The organism is Paenarthrobacter nitroguajacolicus (assembly GCF_029952445.1).
In the GTDB taxonomy this organism is placed as follows: Bacteria; Actinomycetota; Actinomycetes; order Actinomycetales; family Micrococcaceae; genus Arthrobacter; species Arthrobacter nitroguajacolicus_B.
In genome coordinates, this window is record NZ_JAQPPK010000018.1 from 55,780 (window position 1) to 78,561 (window position 22,782).

22 protein-coding genes are annotated in these 22,782 nt (G+C 59.3%); 10 read left to right on the forward strand and 12 right to left on the reverse strand.

Features of this window, described 5'->3' with window-relative positions:
• Positions 1–14 precede the first annotated feature (14 nt).
• Positions 15–476, reverse strand: coding sequence for a hypothetical protein (locus PJL15_RS14340; protein ID WP_281451817.1), 462 nt, complete (start codon positions 474–476; stop codon positions 15–17).
• Between the two features lie 164 nt (positions 477–640).
• Positions 641–1,222: a DUF1349 domain-containing protein gene (locus tag PJL15_RS14345; RefSeq protein WP_281451818.1), complete on the reverse strand. Its 582-nt coding sequence runs from the start codon at positions 1,220–1,222 to the stop codon at positions 641–643.
• Positions 1,223–1,422: 200 nt separating this feature from the next.
• On the opposite strand from PJL15_RS14345, the gene PJL15_RS14350 reads away from it, so the two are divergent.
• Positions 1,423–1,821, forward strand: coding sequence for an STAS/SEC14 domain-containing protein (locus PJL15_RS14350; RefSeq protein ID WP_281451819.1), 399 nt, complete (start codon positions 1,423–1,425; stop codon positions 1,819–1,821).
• Between the two features lie 17 nt (positions 1,822–1,838).
• Here PJL15_RS14350 and PJL15_RS14355 read toward each other — a convergent pair whose 3' ends face one another.
• Positions 1,839–2,615, reverse strand: a complete 777-nt coding sequence (locus PJL15_RS14355; RefSeq protein WP_281451820.1) for an AraC family transcriptional regulator — start codon at positions 2,613–2,615, stop codon at positions 1,839–1,841.
• Between the two features lie 50 nt (positions 2,616–2,665).
• Between PJL15_RS14355 and PJL15_RS14360 the strand changes: the two genes are divergently transcribed.
• Positions 2,666–3,124, forward strand: coding sequence for a DUF2000 family protein (locus PJL15_RS14360; protein WP_281451821.1), 459 nt, complete (start codon positions 2,666–2,668; stop codon positions 3,122–3,124).
• Between the two features lie 58 nt (positions 3,125–3,182).
• Here PJL15_RS14360 and PJL15_RS14365 read toward each other — a convergent pair whose 3' ends face one another.
• On the reverse strand, positions 3,183–3,920 hold the full coding sequence (locus tag PJL15_RS14365; RefSeq protein ID WP_281451822.1) for a GAF and ANTAR domain-containing protein: 738 nt from the start codon (positions 3,918–3,920) through the stop codon (positions 3,183–3,185).
• A gap of 77 nt (positions 3,921–3,997) precedes the next feature.
• Positions 3,998–5,197, reverse strand: a complete 1,200-nt coding sequence (locus tag PJL15_RS14370) for a glycoside hydrolase family 26 protein (protein ID WP_281451823.1) — start codon at positions 5,195–5,197, stop codon at positions 3,998–4,000.
• Positions 5,198–5,270: 73 nt separating this feature from the next.
• Between PJL15_RS14370 and PJL15_RS14375 the strand changes: the two genes are divergently transcribed.
• The 7 genes from PJL15_RS14375 (at position 5,271) to PJL15_RS14405 (ending at position 12,838) form a co-directional block, all read left to right on the forward strand.
• A complete protein-coding gene (locus tag PJL15_RS14375; protein ID WP_281451824.1) occupies positions 5,271–5,726 on the forward strand; it encodes an SRPBCC domain-containing protein in 456 nt (151 codons plus the stop codon).
• A gap of 142 nt (positions 5,727–5,868) precedes the next feature.
• Positions 5,869–7,266, forward strand: coding sequence for a TrkH family potassium uptake protein (locus tag PJL15_RS14380; protein WP_281451825.1), 1,398 nt, complete (start codon positions 5,869–5,871; stop codon positions 7,264–7,266).
• Positions 7,267–7,453: 187 nt separating this feature from the next.
• Positions 7,454–8,362 carry an ABC transporter ATP-binding protein gene (locus PJL15_RS14385; protein WP_281451826.1) on the forward strand — a complete coding sequence of 303 codons (909 nt, stop codon included), beginning with the start codon at positions 7,454–7,456 and terminating at the stop codon, positions 8,360–8,362.
• The gene (locus PJL15_RS14390) at positions 8,362–9,984 is read left to right on the forward strand and encodes an ABC transporter permease (protein WP_281451827.1); all 1,623 of its coding nucleotides are present in this window, start codon (positions 8,362–8,364) and stop codon (positions 9,982–9,984) included. Before PJL15_RS14385 ends, PJL15_RS14390 begins: the two co-directional genes overlap by 1 nt.
• Before the next feature lie 168 nt (positions 9,985–10,152).
• Positions 10,153–11,088: an alpha/beta hydrolase gene (locus tag PJL15_RS14395; RefSeq protein WP_281451828.1), complete on the forward strand. Its 936-nt coding sequence runs from the start codon at positions 10,153–10,155 to the stop codon at positions 11,086–11,088.
• 83 nt (positions 11,089–11,171) lie between these two features.
• Entirely contained in the window at positions 11,172–11,975 is an 804-nt protein-coding gene (locus PJL15_RS14400) for a hypothetical protein (RefSeq protein ID WP_281451829.1), read from the forward strand.
• 89 nt (positions 11,976–12,064) lie between these two features.
• Positions 12,065–12,838 carry an alpha/beta fold hydrolase gene (locus PJL15_RS14405; protein ID WP_281451830.1) on the forward strand — a complete coding sequence of 258 codons (774 nt, stop codon included), beginning with the start codon at positions 12,065–12,067 and terminating at the stop codon, positions 12,836–12,838.
• A gap of 572 nt (positions 12,839–13,410) precedes the next feature.
• Here PJL15_RS14405 and PJL15_RS14410 read toward each other — a convergent pair.
• The 7 genes from PJL15_RS14410 to gmd all read right to left on the reverse strand — a co-directional run bounded on the left by PJL15_RS14410 (position 13,411) and on the right by gmd (position 21,610).
• Positions 13,411–13,842, reverse strand: coding sequence for a VanZ family protein (locus PJL15_RS14410; RefSeq protein WP_281451831.1), 432 nt, complete (start codon positions 13,840–13,842; stop codon positions 13,411–13,413).
• A 280-nt stretch (positions 13,843–14,122) separates the two neighbouring features.
• On the reverse strand, positions 14,123–14,743 hold the full coding sequence (locus PJL15_RS14415) for an LPXTG cell wall anchor domain-containing protein (protein ID WP_281451832.1): 621 nt from the start codon (positions 14,741–14,743) through the stop codon (positions 14,123–14,125).
• A 174-nt stretch (positions 14,744–14,917) separates the two neighbouring features.
• Positions 14,918–16,771 (reverse strand): DUF4012 domain-containing protein, encoded by a 1,854-nt coding sequence (locus PJL15_RS14420; RefSeq protein WP_281451833.1) that lies wholly within the window; start codon positions 16,769–16,771, stop codon positions 14,918–14,920.
• 3 nt (positions 16,772–16,774) lie between these two features.
• A complete protein-coding gene (locus PJL15_RS14425; RefSeq protein WP_281451834.1) occupies positions 16,775–18,088 on the reverse strand; it encodes a UDP-glucose dehydrogenase family protein in 1,314 nt (437 codons plus the stop codon).
• A 39-nt stretch (positions 18,089–18,127) separates the two neighbouring features.
• A complete protein-coding gene (locus PJL15_RS14430) occupies positions 18,128–19,564 on the reverse strand; it encodes a sugar transferase (protein WP_281451835.1) in 1,437 nt (478 codons plus the stop codon).
• A gap of 43 nt (positions 19,565–19,607) precedes the next feature.
• Positions 19,608–20,582 carry a GDP-L-fucose synthase family protein gene (locus PJL15_RS14435; protein ID WP_281451836.1) on the reverse strand — a complete coding sequence of 325 codons (975 nt, stop codon included), beginning with the start codon at positions 20,580–20,582 and terminating at the stop codon, positions 19,608–19,610.
• Complete coding sequence (gmd, locus tag PJL15_RS14440) at positions 20,582–21,610, reverse strand: GDP-mannose 4,6-dehydratase (RefSeq protein WP_281451837.1); 1,029 nt, start codon at positions 21,608–21,610, stop codon at positions 20,582–20,584. The genes PJL15_RS14435 and gmd overlap by 1 nt, the downstream gene beginning before the upstream one ends.
• Positions 21,611–21,869: 259 nt before the next feature.
• Between gmd and PJL15_RS14445 the strand changes: the two genes are divergently transcribed.
• Positions 21,870–22,742 carry a glycosyltransferase family 2 protein gene (locus PJL15_RS14445; RefSeq protein ID WP_281451861.1) on the forward strand — a complete coding sequence of 291 codons (873 nt, stop codon included), beginning with the start codon at positions 21,870–21,872 and terminating at the stop codon, positions 22,740–22,742.
• Positions 22,743–22,782 lie beyond the last annotated feature (40 nt).

Genomic DNA, 22,782 nt, shown 5'->3' on the forward strand with positions numbered 1-22,782 from the left:
CGTCAGCCAGTCATTCAGGACAACTCCGACGCCGGGCGTCCACCGTTGCGCTCGGCACTGTGCACGTGCAGGGCGCGGCGCATGGCCTGGCGGTTTTCTTCCGCAGGTTCAGGCTGGTCAGCCACGCGGTAGAGGTCTGCGGCCCATTGGAACTCGTCGGCGGCGGCACGGAAGCGGGCTTCGTCGAACAGGCGCCGGCCGATGTGGTGGCGGACGTAGGCTTCCTCTTCGGGGGTCCGGACGGTTCGGAGTGCTTTTTCGTGAAGCACAGCAGCGTCATGCCAGCGGTACTGCCGTTGGTAAACCTGGGCGAGGATCAGCAGCAGCTCGCGGCGGTCGGGGGAGTCGGGAAGCAGCTTGAAGCCTTCGTCCAAGGCCTGGGAGTCCCTGCGAAGCAAGGCCAGGTACCTGATGCGTTCCACGGGCGGACAGTCACCGGCCAGTGCAGCTTCCAGTGCGGCGCGGTCTATAACCACGTCGCGGAATGTCGAAGGATCAGTACGCCAAGGACTTGCAGTTTCTTCCACCGTGATGTGCCCCCCATAGGACTGTTATGGAGCCAACTGTGCGCGGCCGCCGTCGATGGCAAGCTGCGCAAGACTCCATAATCTCATGAAGTGTCCACCCCGCAAGCCAAGCATCAGTGGAGCTGGTTGTCCGGGGGAGTGGCACGCCAGGAATGGAACGGAACAGTCAGGCCGGCACGTGTGGGTGCGCAGGTAAAAGGACCGGCAGTGGCGGTCAGATCCGGCGCGAAAGGGACCACGCGCACCAATTGCAGCTGACCTGTTCCTGCCGCTGCCCGGATGGTCAGCGCGTCACCCGAACGGCTGACGCGTACGCGGACCCGGCCACCGTTCCACTCCGGAACTGGCGCCAAGGACCAGTCGGAGAAGCGGTCGGTGACCACCGCGCCCAGTTGAGCGGCGCCGTCGGCGAATTCCACGCCCGCCTTGACCCAATGCTCGTCACTGACCCGGACGAAAATCCCGGCCTGATCGAACTGCTCTGAGAACGCGGCGGTGAACTCAACCTCCATGGCACTGTCCTGCGGAAAGGGCGCCAGCAGCGCGTGTTCAGTGTCGTGGACGAACCCGTAGGAGGTGACGCGCCAGGCGTCGCTGCTTTCGGCTGCGGTCACCAGGAGGTCTGTTTCATGCTCGACGACGGCGGCCGGCTGGTTGGTCCACTCGCCGCGGCTCCACGGAATGTCCGTACTCACAGGGCTCCTTGATTTTGGGGAACAATGACTCCACTCTGACACAGAGGTTTCCAGTACTCAGGGAAGGGAAGCCGGGCAGGTAGTGAGTACATTGCCATGGCCAAAAGGTGAGTACCAACTACCCATGCGCTGGGCGGATAATTGCTATTTACTGAGTCCAGCGGCCCCCGAGCCAATGATGAAAACGTGGGAGGTGCAGGATGGAACAGGTTGACTTGGACGACGGCGTCCTCCGTTTGGAAGGTGGACTTCTGCATCTGGTGTGGAATCACGGGGTGCGTATCGAAGCGGGTAACGCCCGCGCGGCCGTCGAGGCCGTCAATAGACTCGCGGGCGGCCGAACGTTTCCGCTGTTGGTGGAGATGGCCGCCACCACGTTCCTGAGCCATGGAGCGCGTTCGGTTTTTGAGGAACCCTGTGCCGCCTCGAGGATCGCGTTACTTGGTGAAAGCCCCGTGGATCGGACCGTGGCCCAGTACCAGCTCCACACCAGCAAGCTTCCGTGCCCCACCGAGTTCTTCACGTCCCGCGTTCAAGCGTTGGCGTGGCTCAGCGAAGATGCCCAGTCGGAAGATGAGTCCGTTCCCGCGGCCATGTGACTAGCCCTTTCCCGGGCTCAGGGTGCGAAGGTCCCAGGCGTTGTTCCGAGGACTCGCCTGAAATGCCTGGTGAGGTGCGATTGGTCGTGGAATCCTGACTCGACGGCAGCTTCGGAAGCTGGGACGCCGTCCAGCAGCAGACGCCGGGCGCGGTCCACCCTGCGTCCTGTGACGTAGCGGTAAGGGGCGATGCCGTAGGCCTTGGAGAAGGCACGCACCAGATGGCCTGGATGGGCACCAAGAATGTTGGCAGCTTCGGCAATGGTGAACGAATCCAAAAGGCGGTCGTCGAGCAGCTCGCGCAGCCGTCGGGCCAAGGGCGCGTCATGGGTGTGGGTGAAGCCTGGACGAAGGTGGGACTGGACCGAGCTCTGGAGAGACAGGACTCCGCATTCGGCGGCCATCGCGTCCGCGGGGGAGGAAAGTGCGGCGTGGATGCCTTTCACGGCAGTCACCATCGCCGGGTCAAGCAGCCTCGGCCGCGATGCCGCCATGTCAGCGGCTTCGGCGGGAAGCCAGTCTTCGCTCAGGTACAGGACCCGCTTGCGGAACGCTTCACCCCCGACGGCGGAACGTCCGTCGTGTGGCACATGCGGCGGCAACAGGGTAATTGAAGCGGGGACGGCTTGATGCTCTGTGTGGTCGAGGTCGTAGGTCACTGCACCCTGGTCGATCAGCAGGACGGTCCAGTCCGCATGAGTGTGTGACGGGTAGCTGTGACGCTCGAAGGTAGCGTGCAGTACTTCCCGGACGTAGGGCACTCCGGGATGCCATGCCCGTACTGAATCGCCCATGTTAGAAATGTACAAGACGCGCGCCAGGGTCACTGGCCATGCTTGTCTTTATGCACGAAAATTCGACTGCCACTATTGATTCCCTGCCCGCAGCCACCGCTCGTTTCGACACCAAGGTGGTGGTGGTCCTCAACGACGACCTGTTGCCCTGGCAAGAGCTTAACGTCACCGCTTTCCTCATGAGTGCCATTGCTACGAGCGCACCGGACCTGACCGGAGAGCCATACCGCGACCGGGACGGCAACCAGTACCTGGCCATGCTTCGGCAGCCCGTCCTGGTTATGTCCGCGGGTTCGGATCTTTTGGCCGCGGTCCGGCAGAAGGCCCTCGGGCGTGGCATTCCCACTGCCGTGTACACGCGAGAGCTGTTCTCCACCAGTCATGATGAAGCAAATCGAGCGGCGGTGGCAGACGTGCCCGCTGACAGCCTGAATTTGGTGGGAATCGCCCTCCGCGGTCCCCGGAACGTGGTTGACCGGATCGTCAAAGGAGCCCGGATGCACGAGTAGGAGTGTTGGGTACGCTTCCGCGCCGGTCCAGGGCTGGACTGCGCAGACCGCGGACGGACTAGTCCTCGAACTTCAGGTTTCCCTCGGCGCTTCCAGCCACCTTCTCCAGGATTTCTTCCGCCACGGCGTGGAGTTTCTGGTTGCGGTGGCTGGACGCTGTGGTCAACAGCCGGAACGCCTCGTCGTGGCTGCAGCGGTTTTGCGCCATGATCACACCGCAGGCCAGGTCAATGGCGGTTCGGCTGGCCATGGCGGCCTTCAGGTCAGTATTGAGCTGCTCCGTGCTTTCGATCCGGATGGCCAAGCGCAGTGTACTTCCGGCGACCTCTGCAAATGCAGCCGCCTCCCGGATGACGCCCTCGGTAAACAGTCCTGGCGCCGGGGCGAAGAAGTTTAGAACTGCTTCCGATGTCTCTCCCAGCACCAAGGGCACGCCCAATGCACTATGGCAGCCTTCTGCGGCCAGAAGTTTGCTGTATTTGGGCCAGTTGGTGTCAGTTTCGACGTCGGCCAGCAGCATCGGCCGACCCTTATCCAATGCCTCCAGGCAAGGCCCTTCTTTAATGGATTGCTCAAGATGGTCCAGGTGCACGGCCTTTTCGCTGCTGCCTGCAACAGTGGCAGTGCGCTTCCGACGGCGGAGGGTCACCGCGCAGTCGATCGGGGCGCCGATGCTTTGGCTGATGGCCGAAGCTGCGAATCTGGTCAGGCCATCGAGGGTCGCCTTGATATCTGCGGAGCCGGCCACCAGCTCGTGCAGCCCGCGGATGTGCTCACCGTGATCAAAGGTCTCCATGCGCCCAATGGTAGGCCACTCCCGCCGTACATGCCTCTGGTTCCGGTGTCCCTGTCACTCCAGGCAGGTGAGCGCTATCAGGAGTCCCCATCTCCGGCAGGAGTACAAGCCGTGGGTTCGGCAGCGAACGTGAACCATTCCGGCAGAGCCGCAGTGTATGCGGCACGCACCGTGGGGTCCTTGGTTGACGTCCAGTCCACAGTGGCTTTGACCTCCACCTCGTTCTTGTCCCATTCGAACCAGTTGATCATTTTCAGTGCCGGGTAGTCCCGTGGGATCGCGGGATCGAACAGCTGTGCCCACCACGCTTCCTTGATGGCCAAAGGGGTGGCGCCCTCACCGGATGCAGTCGTGAGGGCTGCCGTTTCCGGGATAGCGACTGGCTTGTTCCGGGCAGCTCCATACTCCGTATAGAAGTCCGGGACTGCAAGGTCATTTCCTCCGGCACCGTTGTAGTTGCCGGTGAGTTGCTGAAGAAACTTGCCCTGTTCGGGAATGACGTTGGCACCCCATGGGTATGTGTTGCCCCAGTGGTAGAGGGACATGCCTACCCAATCCACTGCTTCGTCTCCGGGGTAGTAGGGCGCATATGGATCGTCGGTCCCTGTGACTTCGCCGTCCTTGTTAGTGTCCAATGCTGCGAACTCCGCGGTACCGGCAACGGCTTGATACTTGCCGCCGCTAAAGGGATATCCGCCTCCGTAGTTCGGCGCCCACATCATGGCGCTGCCCGGGGCCTTCGCATGGATTGCAGTGGCCAGGCGCTGATAAGCAGCCACGTATGCTGTGGGCTGCTGGCCCCAGGCGTACCAGGAGCCGTTCATTTCGTGGGCGAACCTGACGATCACCGGAACGCCTGCATTGTTGAAGCGTGCCAGCCTGGATGATAGGTCGTCGGCGACCTCGGGGGTGACGGCGGCCAGTCCCAGCTTCGGCTCGAGGGTGAGGAGCATCGTCCCGCCGTTGGCACGGATCTGTTCAAACGCTGCATCTACGTTTTCCATGTCCTTGTCGGACATCGGGAAGTCGGTGAAGGTCACCGTCACAGCCGGACGTTCGCCCAAATTCGCTGCGTATTGCTCCAGGGTTTCGTGCTCCCAATCCAGATTCACGCCGGAAAGAATGCCTTCCTTGGGCGCCGACGGCGGGGTGGGCTCGCACGTGGCGACTGGGGGAGTGGTGGCACCTGGCTGGGGTCCAACGCAAGCGGCCAGACAGCTTCCCAGCAGCACGGCAGCAGTGGTCACAGCACCAAACTTCCGGGGTCCCCAAGTCATGGCTTTCAATTTAGCAGTGCACCTGTAGCATCAACCTCATCACCGCATTTCCCGCGCAGAGGAGCCGGAAGCCATGTCTGAAATATCTGATGGAACTGCCACCACCACCAGCAAGACTTTCAGCCGTGAGACGCGGGTAGCCAATACCATCGACGCACCTCCAGCTACCGTGTGGGGACTGCTAACGGATGCCAAGAGCTACCCGGTGTGGAATTCCACCATCGTGTCTTTGGAAGGCGAAATCGCCCCGGGATCGAAGATCAAGCTTGTGTCTACGCTGGATCCCAGCCGGACTTTCAATCTCAAAGTCAAGGAATTCCAGGCACCAACCAAGCTCGCGTGGGGTGATGCCATGGGGACCAGGATCTACACAATTACAGAGACCAACGATGGCCGGTCCCGTTTTGAGATGTACGAGAAAATCGGTGGCCCCATCTTCCCGCTGTTCGCCAACAAGATCCCGTCCTTTGATGACAGCTTCACGCAGTTCGCGGCTGACCTGAAGACTGCAGCCGAAAAGGCCAGCTAGACCCGCAACGGGCGAACGAGCAAAGGGATCGCCAAAGCCCCCAGGGCGTTAAGGATTCGTCAAGAAATCCCTGTTTCCCGCCTGTTCTGTCCCTGGTGGTGTTAGTTTGGCGCACGACGCCAACCCACCAGGAAGATCGGGCATGACTGAACGCTCCCTCATTCGCCGCAGCCCTCTGCAGTTGGCTGTTGCTGACGCAGGAAAGCGTCTGATCCCTATACTGCTGCACCCGGTCCGCCTGGTGCCTCTGGCATTCCTGGCGGTGATCATCCTCGGGGCCTGCATCCTCATGTTGCCGATTTCCCGGACGGGGGAGACCGACGACATCTTCACCACGGCCATGTTCACCGCCGTTTCGTCCGTCTGCGTCACCGGCCTCGTCACTGTTGACACTGCCACGTTCTGGACGCCTTTCGGGCATGCGGTGATCATGGGACTGATTCAAGTGGGCGGCTTTGGGATCATGTCCCTGGCTACGCTGCTGGCCTTGTTTGTGCGCAAGACCATCGGCCTCCGCGGCCAGCTGGTGGCGCAATCAGAGACCCACACCCTGAACTTCGGCGACGTGAAGTCGGTGCTGTTCAGGGTCCTGGGAATCATGGCTTTCTTCGAGGCCGCCACCGCGCTGGTCCTCACCGTGCGCTTCTGGATTGCTTACGACGACGACCTCGGCACAGCGATCTGGCACGGCATTTTCCACGCGGTTTCCGCTTTCAACAATGCCGGCTTCGCCCTGTATAGCGACAACCTCATCGGCTTCGCGGAGGACCCGTGGATCATCGTGCCCATCTGCGCGGCCATCGTTGCTGGTGGCCTGGGTTTCCCGGTGATCATCCAGTTGCTGAGGAACCCTTTCAAGATGAAGGACTGGACGATTCACCTTCGCCTGACTGTCTTCGGCTCGTTGTTGTTGCTGACGGTGGGCATTGGGCTGTTCGCCTTCTTCGAGTGGAACCGCCCCGAGACCCTGGGACCGCTTAGTTTCGGCGGCAAACTCTTGGGTTCCCTGGCGGGCGGGGTGTTCCCGAGGACTGCGGGCTTCAACAGCATTGACTACGGTGCGGCTACGCCGGAGACCTTGATGATCACGAACATCTTGATGTTCATCGGTGGTGGTAGCGCAGGAACCGCAGGCGGTATCAAGATCACCACTTTCCTGGTCCTGGGCTTCGCCATCTGGAACGAAGTCCGCGGGCGCGAGCAAGTCACCATCGCACACCGTTCCGTCAGTTCCTCCACCCAGAGGCAGGCCCTCACGGTGGCCTTGCTGGGTGTTGGCGCGGTCATCATGGGGACGCTGTTGCTCCTCATGTCCACCGACTACAGCCTGGAGAAGGTGCTGTTCGAAACCATCTCCGCGTTCGGAACCGTGGGCTTGAGCACCGGAATCACGTACCACTTGCCGCCTACGGCCGAATGGGTCCTGATGGCCCTGATGTTCACCGGCCGCATTGGCTCCGTCACGGTCGCCTCAGCCATCGCCCTGTCCTCCCGGCCGCGGTTGTTCAATCTCCCTGAGGAACGCCCGATCATCGGTTAAGTGCGGCTAAAGCCTCAACCTAGGTCGGCCAGGGTCGTCAGTTGTTTCAGCCTCTTCCCGGGGGAGGGGCGCGGACGTAGGCTGTGATTTGGAGAGCCGGGAAGCCTGGTCGGCCCGCAGTGCGTTGTGCCCGCGGACCGATCGTGGCATCCGCCTTGGTCGGTTGGACCAAGGGACAGGAACCGCCATGCCGTCAGCATCAGCACCGGTCATCGAAGCCGTGCAGCTCACTAAATCGTTCGGAAAAACGCATGCCTTGGACGGGCTGGATTTGCACGTGGGGGAGGGCGAGGTCCACGGCTTTCTGGGTCCTAACGGGGCGGGTAAATCCACAACGTTGCGCATCCTCCTGGGACTCATTCGTCCGACGTCGGGGACTGTGCGTGTCTTTGGCCTGGATCCTTGGCAGGACCCGGTCCGCGCCCACCAGAACGTGGCCTACGTTCCCGGGGATGTGAGCCTGTGGCCGAACCTCTCCGGTGGCGAAATCATTGATCTTCTCACCGGGCTGCGTGGGGGAGCTGATGAACCGTTGCGCCGTGTCCTGATTGAGGAGTTCGAATTGGACCCGCGGCGGAAGGCCCGGACGTATTCGAAGGGGAATCGCCAGAAGGTGGCGTTGATCGCGGCCTTCGCCCATCCAGCCCGTCTGTATCTTCTTGATGAACCCAGCGCCGGCCTGGATCCCGTGATGGAGTCTGTGTTCCGCCGCCAGGTTCAGCGCGTCACCGCCGAGGGTGCCACGGTGTTGTTATCCAGCCATATCCTCAGCGAGGTGGAGCAGCTCTGCCAACGGGTGACCATTATTCGAGCCGGTCGTGCCGTTGAATCGGGGACGTTGTCGGAGTTGCGGCATCTGCAGCTGACACATTTCCGTGTGGAAGCCGCCGACCCGTCCTTGCTGGCAGTCCTGCCCGGGGTGCAGGACCTGATTGTCGACGGCGGCGTGGTTGAGTTTGATGTGGACCCGGCGGATTTGCTGCGGGTACTGGAGGCGATTTCCTCGAACGGGATCACCGGGTTGACGGTTTCTCCACCTTCCCTGGAGTCGCTTTTCCTCAGCCATTACAGCAATGCGACAAGCCAGGCCCTCTGATGACCGGCGTGATGGGACTTCTGCTGACCCAGACACGACGTGAACGGATTCTATTGCCGGTCTGGATCGTGGGAATCGCTTTTCTGGGCTTCATCATCGCCAACGCTGTCTCCACTGAATTCGGGGACGAGACGGCCCGGGCAGCGATTATTACCGTGGCCAGCGCCAGTCCGGCGTTCCTCTTTGTCCGTGGGTTGACGGACGGGACAGGCATCGGCGCGGTGGTCTTTTTCCAGGGCTACACCTTTACCGCTGTCCTCGCAGGCCTGATGAGCACGTTCCTGGTCATCCGCCACACCCGTACGGATGAGGAGCTTGGACGGGCTGAGCTCATCGGTTCTGTGCCGCTCCGGCGGGCAGCGCCTCTGGCAGCCACGCTCATTCTGGGTGGGGTGGCGAATCTCGTGCTGGCCTTGGCAATTGCCGCTGGTTTCGTTGCTGCCGGATTGCCAAGTGCCGGCGCCCTCACTGCGGGTGCTGCTGTGGGTTCTGTCGGTGCGTTCTTCGTGGCGACAACCGCGGTGCTCGCGCAAATCATGCCGTCAGGGAGGTCCGCGAACGGTGTCGCTGCAGGATTGGTTGGGGCTGCGTATTTTGTGCGCGGAATCGGGGATGCTTTCGGCACTCCTTCAGCTGATCTGACACACGTCACGAGTGGATGGTTCTCCTGGTTCTCGCCCATCGGGTGGGGACAACGTTCCCGGCCCTTCTCGGACGCCGATCCCGTGCCGTTGGTTGGACTGGCAGTTCTCAGCGTGGTGCTGGGCGCTGTCGTAGTGGTGCTCAGGAGCCGAAGGGACCTGGGTGAGAGCCTGCTGCCCGAACGGTCCGGACGTGACCGGGCCGCCGTCGTCGGGGGTTCATCCCTACTGGGTCTGGCATGGCGGCAACAGCGCCTGACGCTCCTGGGCTGGTGCGTGTTTGCGGCGTTGCTCGGCAGCATAGCTGGCGGACTGGGGCCCGTGGTGACCAATGTGATCGGTGGCAATGAGTCGCTGCGTGAGCTGATCCTCCGGCTGGTCCCCGGCGGCAGGGGAGGGCTTATCGACGTCTTTACCACCGCGCTGCTGGGAATCGGAGGGGTGATCGCTGCCGCCGCCGGGATCCAAGCCGTGCTGCGGCTTCGCGCGGAAGAAGCTGAGGGGAGGGCCGAACTGCTTCTGGCGACACCGCGTTCCTCGGCCAGGTGGCTCGGGGCGAGCCTGGTCATCGCCACCGTTTCTGCTTTGGCAATCGCTGTGGTGGCCGGCTGCGCAGCGACCCTAGGGCTTTCCCTCTCCGGGGTTTCGAGCGGAACGCCCGGCCTCTTGGTTGGCGCAGCCTTGGCGCACGTGCCGGCCGCCGTCGTATTCGTTGCCTTTACGGCGCTGGCGTTTGCAACCATCCCGCGCCTGAGTATCGCCGTGGGGTGGGGGTTCCTTGCAGTGGGGCTGGTGCTGGGGCAGTTCGGCGAGCTGATGCATCTGCCGGCTTGGCTTCAGGATTTGAGCCCGTTCCGGCACACGGCGGCGATGCCGGTGGAAGCATTCGACCCGGGAGCTGCCCTGACGATGACTGCAATTGCGCTGGCTGGTGCGGGGATCGCCGGCTATCTGCTCAGGCGCCGGGACCTCACCGCTTAGGAATCGGGGGTGTGTACTTCGGGGCAGGCGACCTCGCTTCTTTCATCCTGAGGACGACTTGCCCTACCCCGAACGGACTACCCAAGTGCGCACCCTGGGGTGACGCGCTCGCGGCGCGGAAACGGGAGGCTGGATAGAGGGCGCACGGCGCGTGCTGGGAAGGGATGTTTGAAGAAGGCAGTTAAGCGATTGCTCGTATCAGTGACGGCCGTTGGAGCGGTGCTGGCCCTAGGCTTGGCGACGACCACCGTGCTGAACGTGGTGGCGAGCGAGTCCGAGAGCAGCAAGATCGAATCCTATGGCCAACGGGTGGACGTGGACGGCAGGAAGATCAACGTCCTGGTGACCGGCAGCGGGCTCAAGGACGTGGTCCTCTTGCCGGGGTTTGGAACGTCATCACCGGTGCTGGACTTCGCACCGCTGGTCCGCGACCTCGCCAAGGATCATCGGGTAATTGTTGTGGAACCTCTGGGCTACGGGTTGAGCGATGGCACCGACCGGGAACGGACAACTGAGAACATCGTTCAGGAAGTCCACGGCGCGCTGCAGGCCCTGCAAGTCAACCGCTACATCTTGATGGGCCACTCGATCGCCGGCCTCTACGGCATTGACTACGCCAACCGCTACCCCGAGGAGGTGAGCGCTTTCGTCGGCATCGATACCTCCGTCCCCGGGCAACCAGGCATGGATACCCAGTTCCCGACAGGACTGATGTCAGCAGCGAAGAATCTTGGATTGCTGCGGGTGCTCACTGCTGCCGGCAACTCCAACCCCGGCACCGCATATACCGACTACGCACGGGATCAGATGCAGATGCTCACCAACCGGAATTCCATGTCGCCCACGTACCTCAACGAGATGGGCCACATTGCCACGAACTTCCAGCGCGCTCTGGGAACCAGTTTCCCGAAGGAGCTGCCACTGCTGCTGTTCGTAGTCGCGGAGAACAAGAAGACCCCGGAGTGGCTCGAGCTGCACCAGCGCCAGGCCGCCAGCGTCACCGACGGAACCGTGGTGCCCCTGCCTGGCGAGCACTATCTCCATCACACGCACGCGGGGGAGATCGCGGACGAAGTTAGAGCGTGGGAGGTTGGGCGGGTTTAGGGCGGACGACGGCGGGGCGAGCGTACGCAGAGGCCTGTCTCTTGGTGGCCTTTCCCCGTGATTGGATGGTCGAAGGAGACCAATTGCGACGCCAGCCGCTCTCCCACCCGCACACTCACGAGAGGATCGCCTTGTCCAAGCACGGCGCAGCCGACCCCTACAGCCTCGAAACGCAGCTGGACAAGCACAACATCCACCCCGAAACCTGGGCATGGAGGAACGCCGACTACAGCCAGTATCAGGCCAGGAACGCGGCATTAGGGCAGCGCGTCTATGGCGACCGCCAAGTCACGTCCCCGTGGGGCAGAGGCAGCGGCGACAGCAGTGTCAGCCACATCTGGATCAGCGCGGCAATGATCAATATGCTCACTGTCATTCCCGGCGTCACTGTCTTCCACCGGCTCAGGGCCCCCGGGACACCACGGAGACCGCTGAACACGAAGTTCCCCATTGAGCACGCCGTCCTGCACGGCTCCACCGTCTACCTGATTGACCCCAACGGCTCTTATTGGCCCAACGAGCCCTTGGGATGGACGCAGAAGCAAAACGGGCGGTACGGCATCGGCCCGAAGGCGTACTTCAGCTACAACCATGAAGGCCTGGCCGACGGGGCCCGACGCTTCATGACCCTCCCCGGGATTCAGCAAGTGGTTCCAATACTTGGCATGAACATCACACCACTACCCGTCAGGGATGCCAGCCAGTACCCGGCGATCACACCCGAGGTCCGGTGGTCTCCCCAAGGCGTGGGAATATTCACGATCAACGAGATGATGGACTTCATCAGCTCCAGCGTGACCGCCGCTTTGCCATCCTGGCATGACAACCCCGAGCTCCGGACCGCCATGATCGACCTGCAGGAACGAACCTTCTTCACCTTCAACTGATCTTCAGCGGCCAGCGAGCGTACGCTGAGGCCATGGAGTCCGAAGTCAGGACCTTATCTCTGAACACCGGGATCAGTGTGCCTTGTTTCGTGCAAGGGAACCTTGAACAGACGGCCGACGACGGCGGCGCGCCACTGTTGCTTCTGCACGCCTGGGGCGAATCCTGGCGGAGTTTCGATCGCCTCATTGAGGCACTGCCTGGGTTTGCGATGATGGCCCCGGACTTGCGAGGCCATGGTGCGGCCGACAAGCCGGAAGACGGCTACTCGCTTTCTGACGTTGTTGAGGACGTCGTAGGCGTGCTGGAGGCACTTGGCGTCAAACAGGCACATGTCCTGGGTTCATCCAGCGGTGGTTACGTTGCCCAGCAACTCGCTGTCTCTCATCCGGAGCTTGTTGCATCCTTGACGTTGGTGGGCGCACCTCTGACGCTCCACGGAAGGCCAGCCTTTGCGGCCGAGGTGGAGCAGCTCACCGACCCGATCCCAGAGAACTGGGTTCGTGAGTCTTTGGCCTGGTACAGAATGCTGCACGCCGTGCCGGCCTCATACATCGAGGACCGGGTACAGGACGGTCTCGCCATGCCAGCCTCAGTTTGGAGGGCTTCACTGCGGGGATTCTGCGAGGCCGTTCCTCCGACAGAGACCGGCGACATTTCCGTCCCCACGCTCATGCTTTGGGGCGCCCACGATCCCCTCGTGCCGCGACAGCATCAGGAAACCCTGGCCAGACGAATCAACGGCGCGCAATTGCAGATCTACGAGGGGACCGGTCATCTGGTGCTCTGGGAGTGTCCGGAAAGAGTGGCCGAGGACTTGACGAGTTTCCTCGGAGGGCTGTTCAATCGCTTCAATCGCTCGTAACTTCGCCGATCGTCCCGACCACCCACACCCTTTGATTAACGAGGCCTAACCTGGGCTACCGCTGCGAAGATGACCGAATACGAGCCGGCTGAACAACCGCCGTCACTTGGTGGGCACTACCTACGTCACACGCATACAGGGGACCGCGAGGAGTTAGCGAGTGGGTGGCGGGTTAGTGGAGGGTAAGGACGTGTGTAACTACGGCGACTGTCGCGATGAGCAGCACTGCAAGGCCGACGTACGCGGGCCATTTCGGCCTCGTCTTGTGAGGGTTGATGTCTACGTACGGCAAGTGGTTTCGTGTCCCTTCAAGGAGCAAAATGTACTGGTGGTGCGGTCAAACGGAAGTCTCTGCCCCGGGCCAGACAAGTGATTAGCGGCAGCGACACGCCCCTGTTTGGGCAACATGTGGCTGGGGCGTGCCGCCTGCAACATCATAAGGCTACTTTTTAAAAAATTTGAATATTTCGGATACCAAATTCACGCATTTCATAATTCCGCGAGTTCCTTGAGCGCGCGGGGGATGAAGAGCGGGGCGGGATCTCTGACCAAGCTCGAATTTCGGATCGCCGTTACGAATTGGCCACTTTCGGTGTCTGCGTCCAAGCAGCGATGAGGCGAACACAACAGATCCCGATGAGGCCGCCGAGAGTGTTTGTGACTACGTCTGTAAGGCTCGCAAACCTGGCGGCAATAAATAGCAGCTGTCCCAGTTCCATGAAGAAAGACGCGAACAAGCCGATTCCGGATAAGAGCCACCAAGGTCGTGTAGGTAGGGCCATCGCCACCAGAATGCCGAGCGGAATGAACATGGCAACATTGGCTGAAGCCTCGATGAACTGATAGTTGACCCATCGTGGCACGCCGACTTCGTGAAGGTAATTCAAGGCAGTGGCTAGCCTTGTTTGAATCGGCTTGTCTACGGGTGCGGGCCAGAAACCGACCAGCGCGAGACCAGCGAGATACGTCGTCAGGGCTATCCGCCAGAGGAGTGACTTTTTCAAGCTCGCTCTCAAGAAACTCGTAAGAGGGCCCAGGTACTGACGCCGAGGGCTGCCGTTGCCAGAAAGCCTAGCAACGCGTAATGAGAAAATTCTCGTGGCAACTTGAGTCTACGAAATCTGGGGACTCGCGTCTCAATGTGCCATTTTCGTCTTCTCCAATGTCGCCCCATAGCTCCTATGGATACCACAGCCGACTTGGTTGGTAAACGAAGCCAAAAAAGAGGGTGGTTTGCCAACGAGTTTCTCGTTGGCAAACCACCCGATTTTGGTTCAGGCCTGGTTAGGCAGAAACCTGGGTGCTCTTGGCGCGACGACGAGCTACAACAACTGAAGTAGTTCCGGCGGCCAATGCGCCCGCGCCCACGAGGGACCACAGGAGCAAGCTGGAGTCAGCACCGGTGTTGGCCAGAGGCACACCACCGGTGTTCGCCAGACCCGTACCTGTGCCGGTGGTGCTGCCCGTGTTCGAGAGGGCGGCACCGCCAACGACCACCGTTACCGGCCCGACGGTAACGCCTGAGGTGTTTCCAACGGCGGTGATGGCATATGCACCGGGCTCGTTGATGACGATTGAGGCGGAGAATGCGCCGTTTCCGTCAGCAACTGCGCCCAAAGTGGAAGGTGCCAGCGGAATGCGACCCGATACGGCGAGGCTGCCTGCGGATACACTGCCACCGCTGGCTGCCGGTGTGCCGGTCGGCGTGATTGTAATGGTGATACCTTCGCCCGGTGTGAATCCCGTACCGCTGAAGACAAAAGCTTCTCCCGGCGCCACGGAAGCATCGGAGACGGCGACACTGGTGTTCGGTGCCGGGTAGTTGGCGTTGTTTGCTACGGCCGGTACTGCGCCGAGAAGTGCAATTGAGCCCGCGAGCGCAAGCGCTGCAAGAGATTTCTTCATGTGTGTCCCCCCTGAGACCTTTGGTGGTGCTACGTGGTGTGTGGAGATTTCCGAGACCCTACGAGACCGTAAGAGAAATCCCATGTGCTGCCCAGATAGAATCTACCATTTTATGGTTGTCCGCGGCAAAGAAAATCCATACCCGTTACAAAGGATTAACGTGCGCGCCTTACCCTATTCACAAGGAGCCGCCAGAGGTGGCAGAAGCACGTCCTTGACAGATTGGACCGTTGGTGTAACAACTATTTCCGGTTGTGAGTGCTGAACGATGTGTCCGAAATTGAACTCCAGCGTTGCACTCTCTCCCGGCGCTAAGCTGATAGTGGATGTTCCAACACTTCGTTGACTGTGGCGCTGGGCAGCAAACGGGATCTTGACTCCGTCCTTTACAACGGTGTCAATATTGGACTGCACAGGTCCATAGCTCACGATGTTTGTTTGCACCGTTCCTTCTGGAACGCCGAACGCCTTACCTCCTGTAACGTAGCCTGGCAGCGAGGTCGCGGCGTCGGCCGGGGCGGTATTGGTTGACGTGACCCTTAGAGTTACTTCACGGTAGCCGTCGCGGGTGCAGTCCTTAGCTACCTCAACGGTACGCTTTACCCAGAAGTCCATTTTGGCCCCTGTTCCGTCATTAAAATAGACGCCGAACTGCGCTGGTGCGACGTTTGGACCCGATATCAAGCCGCCCAGCTTGTACTTGCCGACTGTCGCTTGCTCGCTATGGCTGGCGGACCAAAGCAAGATTCGACGTTCATCTACTCCCTTTGCTATGGCATCGATAAGGCCCTTAGGGTCAGCCTTTCCTGACGAAACCGTGGAAAATATCTCCTTCGCAGCCCCGGAAAAATAGACGTCTTGACGGTCGGGGTCTTCGACGGCTGAATACACATCCGAGAGAAGCGTGCGAACCACGTTCTCTTTCGTGAGCTTCGGCGGCAGGCCCGAGCCAATTTTCCGGATTGCAGGATCTGCAATCTGCACAGGCCCTGTTGCCTCCAACATGAAGCTCAGTGCTACCGGGTCGACAGACAGGACACCATCGAGTCTTTCACCTGTTCGCTTTTCCCACATTGAGTGGGCAGTAGCGGCGGTTGTGGCGAAGTCGGGCGTGAGGTTGACATCTTGCATGAACTTACCGATACGCGCAGAGTAAATGGCCTTTTGCTCTGCATCAATGGGCACCGGCGGATCAAAGGGTCCCAATGCCCCGGCGCTTGTCTGAGACTCAAGAGTCATGTGGCCCTTATCTAGAGTTAGAACCGCGAGAGCGCCAGGAATGCCACCGGTTGCCCTCGACTCTGCATTATTCTGCATGAGCAGCAAGTAGTGCCGGGGTGCATCCGCCCCGAGCATTGTTGGGGCCAAGCTGGCCGCGTCCGCTGCGGAGTCGAGGCCCTGGCTCAATGTAGCGAGCTCTTCTCGTGCGCTGATTAGGGGTTCAGCGATTTGGGGGAGAAGATTGCCGGTTTCGATGTTATGCAGCCGTTTGGAAGATTCACGAACGACGTGAGCCGCAGCTTGTACCTTGGGGGCGGCTGTCCTGAGCGGCGAGAGGTCGATTCCACTGGGCGTTGGAGCCAATGTTTTCCAGTTAAGGGATTGAAACGCCTTTACCAAAGGGGCTGCACCCAAGCGGGCAACGTCGTCAGCTGAGGTAGCGACTTCACTAGCAGCCTGCATATTTGGTCCGATCCAGGGCAGCGCGGAGACGCTTTTCCATAGTGGATCGTTGCCCGCTTCGCGGGCGGCTTGCGTATGCCCAATCAGTTTCTCCACGCTTACTGCTGCCGCCGCCGTGTCGTTGGCTGCAATTTGAGCCTTCATCTCCGGCAGGAGGGTGGTAGCCGCCTGTAATTCAGTCCGCATGATGTTGGCTTTAAAGCCTATCCAAGCGGTACAAGCTACTACGATTATGGCCAGTACCGAAGTCCACAGCGCGGCAAGTATTAGTCGCCTGCGGATGCGGCGTCGGCTGCCCTTTGAATTCTTGCGATTACCCTGGGCTTGTTGCACTTCCGTGCTCATCAGCTAAGGCCGTCCCAGTCCACGGTACTGCCAACCAGCTTCCCGCCATTTGGCGGGATCAAGCACGTTCCTGCCGTCGAGGATGCGCGCACTAGCAACACTTTCCTTCAGTATGTAAGGATCCAATTCGCGGTACTCCTGCCACTCAGTCAGGAGAAGGACGGCGTCTGCATTCTGGACAGCTATGTCAACATTTTGTACGTATTGAAGTTCAGGGAAACGCTGTGCTGCATTGCGCAAGGCTTTAGGGTCGGTGACTGTGACAATAGCACCCTGCAGCTGGAGCTGGGCCGCTATGCTCAAGGCCGGTGAGTCGCGAACATCGTCGCTTTCCGGCTTGAAGGCCGCACCAAGAACCGCGACGCGTTTGCCAAGGAGACCATCTACGCATAATTCTCGGGTGAGTTCGACAACGCGAGTGCGTCGGCGCATGTTGATGGCGTCGACTTCTCGAAGAAACGTTAGGGCTTGGTCTGCACCCAGCTCACCTGCACGCGCCATGAATGCCCTGATGTCCTTCGGTAGGCACCCGCCTCCGAAACCGACTCCTGCGTTAAGAAACTTTCGACCAATTCTGTCATCCATTCCGATCGCGTCAGCCAGATGCGTGACGTCCGCTCCCGCTGCCTCGCAGAGTTCAGCCATAGCATTAATGAACGAAATCTTGGTGGCGAGAAACGAATTTGCTGCCGTCTTGACCAATTCCGCGGTGGGTAAATCCATAACAATGCGCGGCGTCCCTAGTCCCAGTGGAGTTTGATATACCTCGTCCAAGACCGCCACAGCCGCGTGGTCTTCGGAGCCATTCGAGACTCCGTAGACGAATCGGTCTGGTTGAAGGGTGTCTGCTACAGCGTGCCCCTCGCGGAGGAATTCAGGATTCCAGACCAAAAAAGCGCTCGGCTCTTGTTGTGCGATCATGTCGGCAAGTCTCGCTGCTGTTCCAACGGGGACAGTCGATTTCCCAACAACTATGTCTCCAGGGGTCAAATGGGGCAACAACGCTGCCAGTGCGGCGTCAACGTAGGCCATATCAGCACCATTTTCCCCCTTCTTCTGTGGCGTCCCTACGCAAATAAAGTGAACGCCACTCCCTTTAGCAGCAGCCATGTCGGTGGTGAAGGAGAGCCGGCCAGTATCCTGAACTTCCTCAAGCAAAGCTGTGAGTCCTGGCTCGTAGAAAGGTGCTATTGCAGCGGAGAGATCGGCTATCTTTTGCTCATCGACGTCGATACCTACAACTTCATGACCCAGTTTCGCCATGCATGCTGCGTGTACCGCACCAAGGTAGCCGCAACCAATGACAGAAATACGCATTCGTTTTTGTTCCTTCCGCAGTTTTCTGCTGGGAGTCGTCTAGTAAGCACCCGTGCTATGGAAAACAGCACGAGCCGTTCGAAGGATGATCACGAGGTCTCCCGCTAGGGACCAGTTCTCGACGTAATAGAGATCCAGACGCACGGAATCCTGCCAGGAGAGGTTCGAACGACCACTAACTTGCCACAAGCCAGTGAGACCCGGCTTCACCAGCAAGCGCCTCCGGACGTCATGCTCGTATTCGGCCACTTCCTTGGGCAGAGGAGGACGAGGTCCAACCAAGCTCATGGACCCAGCGAATATGTTGAAAAGCTGTGGCAGCTCATCCAAGCTGTACTTTCGCAGGACTCTCCCGATCGGAGTGACTCTAGGATCGTCCCGAATCTTGAAAAGAAGGCCGTTGCCCTCATTGCGATGTTGAAGGTCAACGAGGCGAGCTTCCGCGTCTTCCACCATTGACCTGAACTTCAGCATTTGGAATTGACGCCCCTCCATGCCTACGCGGTCTTGCCGGAATAGTACGGGCCCCTTGCTGCCGAACTTGACCAACGCCGTAATGACCAGCATGACGGGCGCTGCGAGCACGATCAGTACGCCGGAGACTACTATGTCGAAGAGCCTTTTAGCCACGCGTTGACCGCCTTCCAGTGTCGGCGTTGTCACGTGGATCAGTGGAAGACCTGCAACCTGCTGGGTATGGATTCGTGGTCCCGCAATATCAGTGAGGGCAGGAGCCATGATGAGACCCACGTTCCTAGCCGCGAGTTCCCATCCCAGATGGCGGATAGTTTGGGGATGTAGCTGTACTCCGGCGGATACCGCTACGGCATCTGCGCGGCATTGTTCTATCGCGACTAATACCGAACTAGTGTCCACAGCATGTCCTAGAATTGGTAATCCCGACTCTGGCTCAACTGTCAGGTTCTCGGGAGCACCAGGTGTGTAAGCTGCTACCGGCAGGTACCCCGAATGCTTTGCTCTTTGAAGCGAGGATGCGAGATGCGCGACAGCGCTCGGCCCCCCTAGCAAGAGAATGCGGGACATACTGCCTCCCTTTTGTCGAGCAACGCTTAGATGTTGCCGAATCAGCCAGCGTGCAAGAAGCAACCCAAGCAGACCGACCGGTAAAGCGATTCCCACGTACCCACGGGCCGTTTCAATCCGGAATACGTACGAAATGATGGCCACTAGGCCAAAGAGCCATAGCGAAGCGGCCGCCACACGCTTATATTCGTCCGGCCCGGCGCCCAGGATTCGACTCTGACGACTGTTCCATGCGCCGAGCATGAACCACCACACCAGGGCCAAAGCTATGGATACCAAGAAGTAGTTCGGCTCCTGCCCGGATATAACGAAATCCGGCTCAAATCCAAAGCGGATTACATATGCACCTATGACTGCCCACACAATGACGAACGCGTCCGTTATGCGGAGTCTGCGTGACACCTGCAGTTGCCAATCCCTATCGCGACTCAACGGGCCCCCATCTCCAGTTTTCGAACTACAAATTGGATTTCGGCTAGCTTCGAATGTCAGCAAGGTGCGAACGATACCAGGACACCGTTGACTGAATGCCGTCTTCAAGGCTGATGGATGCAGTCCAACCTGCGTTCGAAAGATTGGAAACATCCAATAGCTTCCTTGGTGTTCCATCGGGCTTGGACGAATCCCACACAGTTTGGCCTTCGTACCCCACTGCTTGAGCTACGATGTCAGCCAATTCCTTTATTGTTACATCGGTGCCCGTTCCTACGTTCACCTGCTCTGGCCCGTCATAATTTTCAAGTAGGTGGAGGCAAGCCGATGCCATGTCGTCCACGTGAAGAAACTCCCGGCGCGGCGTCCCGGACCCCCAGTTGACTATCTGGGAAGCACCAGAGGACACCGCCTCGTCATAGCGCCGGATTAGAGCGGGAAGAACGTGTGATCCTGTCGGTGAGAAGTTGTCGCCGGGACCATACAAATTAGTTGGCATGGCCGAGATCCAAGGCAATCCGTATTGCCGTCGAATCGCTTGAACCTGCATGATCCCCGCAATTTTTGCGATGGCGTACGCATCGTTCGTAGGTTCTAGATGACCCGTCAGTAGGGAATCCTCACGAATCGGCTGATCTGCATACTTTGGATAGATGCATGATGAGCCAAGGAATAGTAATCGCTCAACACCATGCGCGAGGGCTGCGTCCAGAACATTGACCTGGATTCTCAAATTATCGCTTAAGAAGTCGACGGGGAAGGAGCTATTCGCCAGAATACCCCCGACCTTTGCAGCGGCTAGGATCACATACTTTGGTTTTTGAGTAGAGAAAAATTCAAAAACAGCCTCACGATTTTTCAGATCTAGTTCGCTAGATGTTCGGCCCACAAGATTGGTGAATCCCTGAGACTCGAGAGCGCGCCAGATGGCAGAACCGACCAGACCCCTGTGACCGGCAATGTAGAAACGTGCGTCACGTTCCAAAGGGCGGGCGAGGAAACTTGTAGCCCCGTGCATCAGTTCTTCCAGCTCTCGAGGTCGACCGCATCAATCCAGTGGGATCCAGCGTTCTTGAGTGCTTGAATATCAGCATCGACCATGATTCGAGCCAGTTCTGGAGTTTGGACGGTTGCCTTCCAGCCCAGTTTCTCATGAGCTTTTGAAGCGTCGCCGACTAGAGCGTCAACCTCCGTGGGGCGCAGATAACGTTCGTCGAAGCGGACGTGCTTTTCCCAGTCGAGTCCGGCATGGTCGAAAGCGATCTGCAGGAAGTCCTTAACGGTGTAGTTACCTCCAGTTGCGAGAACGAAGTCTTCTGGTTCATCCGCCTGCAGCATGCGCCACATTCCTTCTACGTATTCTGCGGCATAGCCCCAGTCACGGACGGCGTCCAGGTTACCCATATACAAAAAATCCTGCCTGCCGGCTTGGATGGCTGCAACGGCGCGGGTGATTTTTCGGGTGACGAAGGTTTCGCCGCGGCGAGGGGACTCATGGTTGAACAGGATCCCGTTGACCGCGAACATCCCGTACGCCTCGCGGTAGTTCTTGGTGACCCAGTAGCTGTATACCTTGGCGGCACCGTAAGGCGACCTCGGATAGAACGGAGTGTTCTCGTCTTGTGGAGGCGGCGTGGCACCGAACATCTCTGATGACGATGCTTGGTAAAAGCGAGTTTCAATGCCGGCCATTCGGACCGCTTCGAGGAGCCGAATTGACCCGATTCCTGTTGTGTCTCCGGTGTGTTCCGGTTCGTCAAAGGAAACACGGACATGCGACTGCGCCGCCAGGTTGTAAACCTCGTCAGGCTTAATCTCGGCGAGGAGAGTCACGAGGCGTGCCCCGTCGCTCAAGTCGCCGTAATGCAGGAACAGGTTCGCCTGAGGATCGTGCGGATCTACGTAGAGATGGTCGATTCGGTGGGTATTGAACGTGGAAGCTCGGCGAATAAGGCCGTGCACTTCGTATCCCTTGTGCAGCAGCAACTCGGCCAGATACGAACCGTCTTGCCCTGTGATGCCAGTTATAAATGCTCGACGCGGCATACTGCCCCCATTTCAATCGTGTGTAGTGTGAAGATCGCCCAAGGCCAAATAATATTTGCAATCGCGATACATGCATAATGGACCAAGCCGTAGTGCCCCATGTTACCGGGGACGTAACGCTTGGCCGTGACGTTCATCACTCTTGCGCTCGGGTGTGCGCACTGGCTAGCCGTTTGGCCAGTTTGAACGGGGCAGTGACACTAAAGTCAATAGCTTTACGAGATATTATGCCCGCTTCACACAAGGAGTCGACTTGGTTTTGTCCGTTGCATGTATAATCCCTACCCACGGTCGGCCTAGTGATCTTCGCCGAGCTCTTGACTCAGTTGCCTCTCAGATACCCTTGCCCAACGAAATCATCGTGGTCGACGACATGAACGACGAGCCGACGAAGCAGGTGGTGGACTCTTTCCAGGGGGTGGGCCCGACGGTGAGGCTGGTACGACCGGGGGACGACACTGTGAGGCGTTCGGCGGGAACGTCTCGGAACCTGGGAGCCAGCGTGGCGACCTCTGAATTCTTGGCATTCCTGGACGATGACGACTACTGGGCGCCCAACTACCTCTCAGCAGTGGCGGGGGTCCTGGAGTCATCTGAAGTCCCTTTGGTTTTTGCCGCACTCTCGGTAGTCAATAACGGGAATGAAGTTGGGCGTCGCCTGCCCGATCTGGGCTTGAAGGATAGTGACGTCGTTTCAATTAACCCCGGTGTTACGGGTAGCAACATCACCATAGCGGCCGACCTATTTCGTCAACTCGGCGGCTATGACGAAGATCTACCTGTATACAATGACCTTGATTTTCTCCTGAGGTGCCTTGAAACCGGTGCTGCTTACGGGGTTGCGCCCACGGCGCTGGCTTACCAAGTCACGTCGGGAGCGGAGCACCTATCGTCGAGAAGTGCACGGAGAGCGGCGGGCATAGCAAAGTACAGGGACAAGTATCGGCATCGCCTACAGGCCGCGGATTCCAGGCGCTTGCGACGTGATATTGCCGTCGCTAACCGCTTCCACGATCAACGGCCGCACCTCAAGGCAGCCTATTTAGTCATTACACTAATAAATTCAGATCTTCTGGACATTTTGCGATTCCTAAAACGTGTTTCAACGAAGCGAACAGCTGACTATGGATAGTACTGCCCCCGTATAGAGCTCTAGTCCACAAATACGAAAT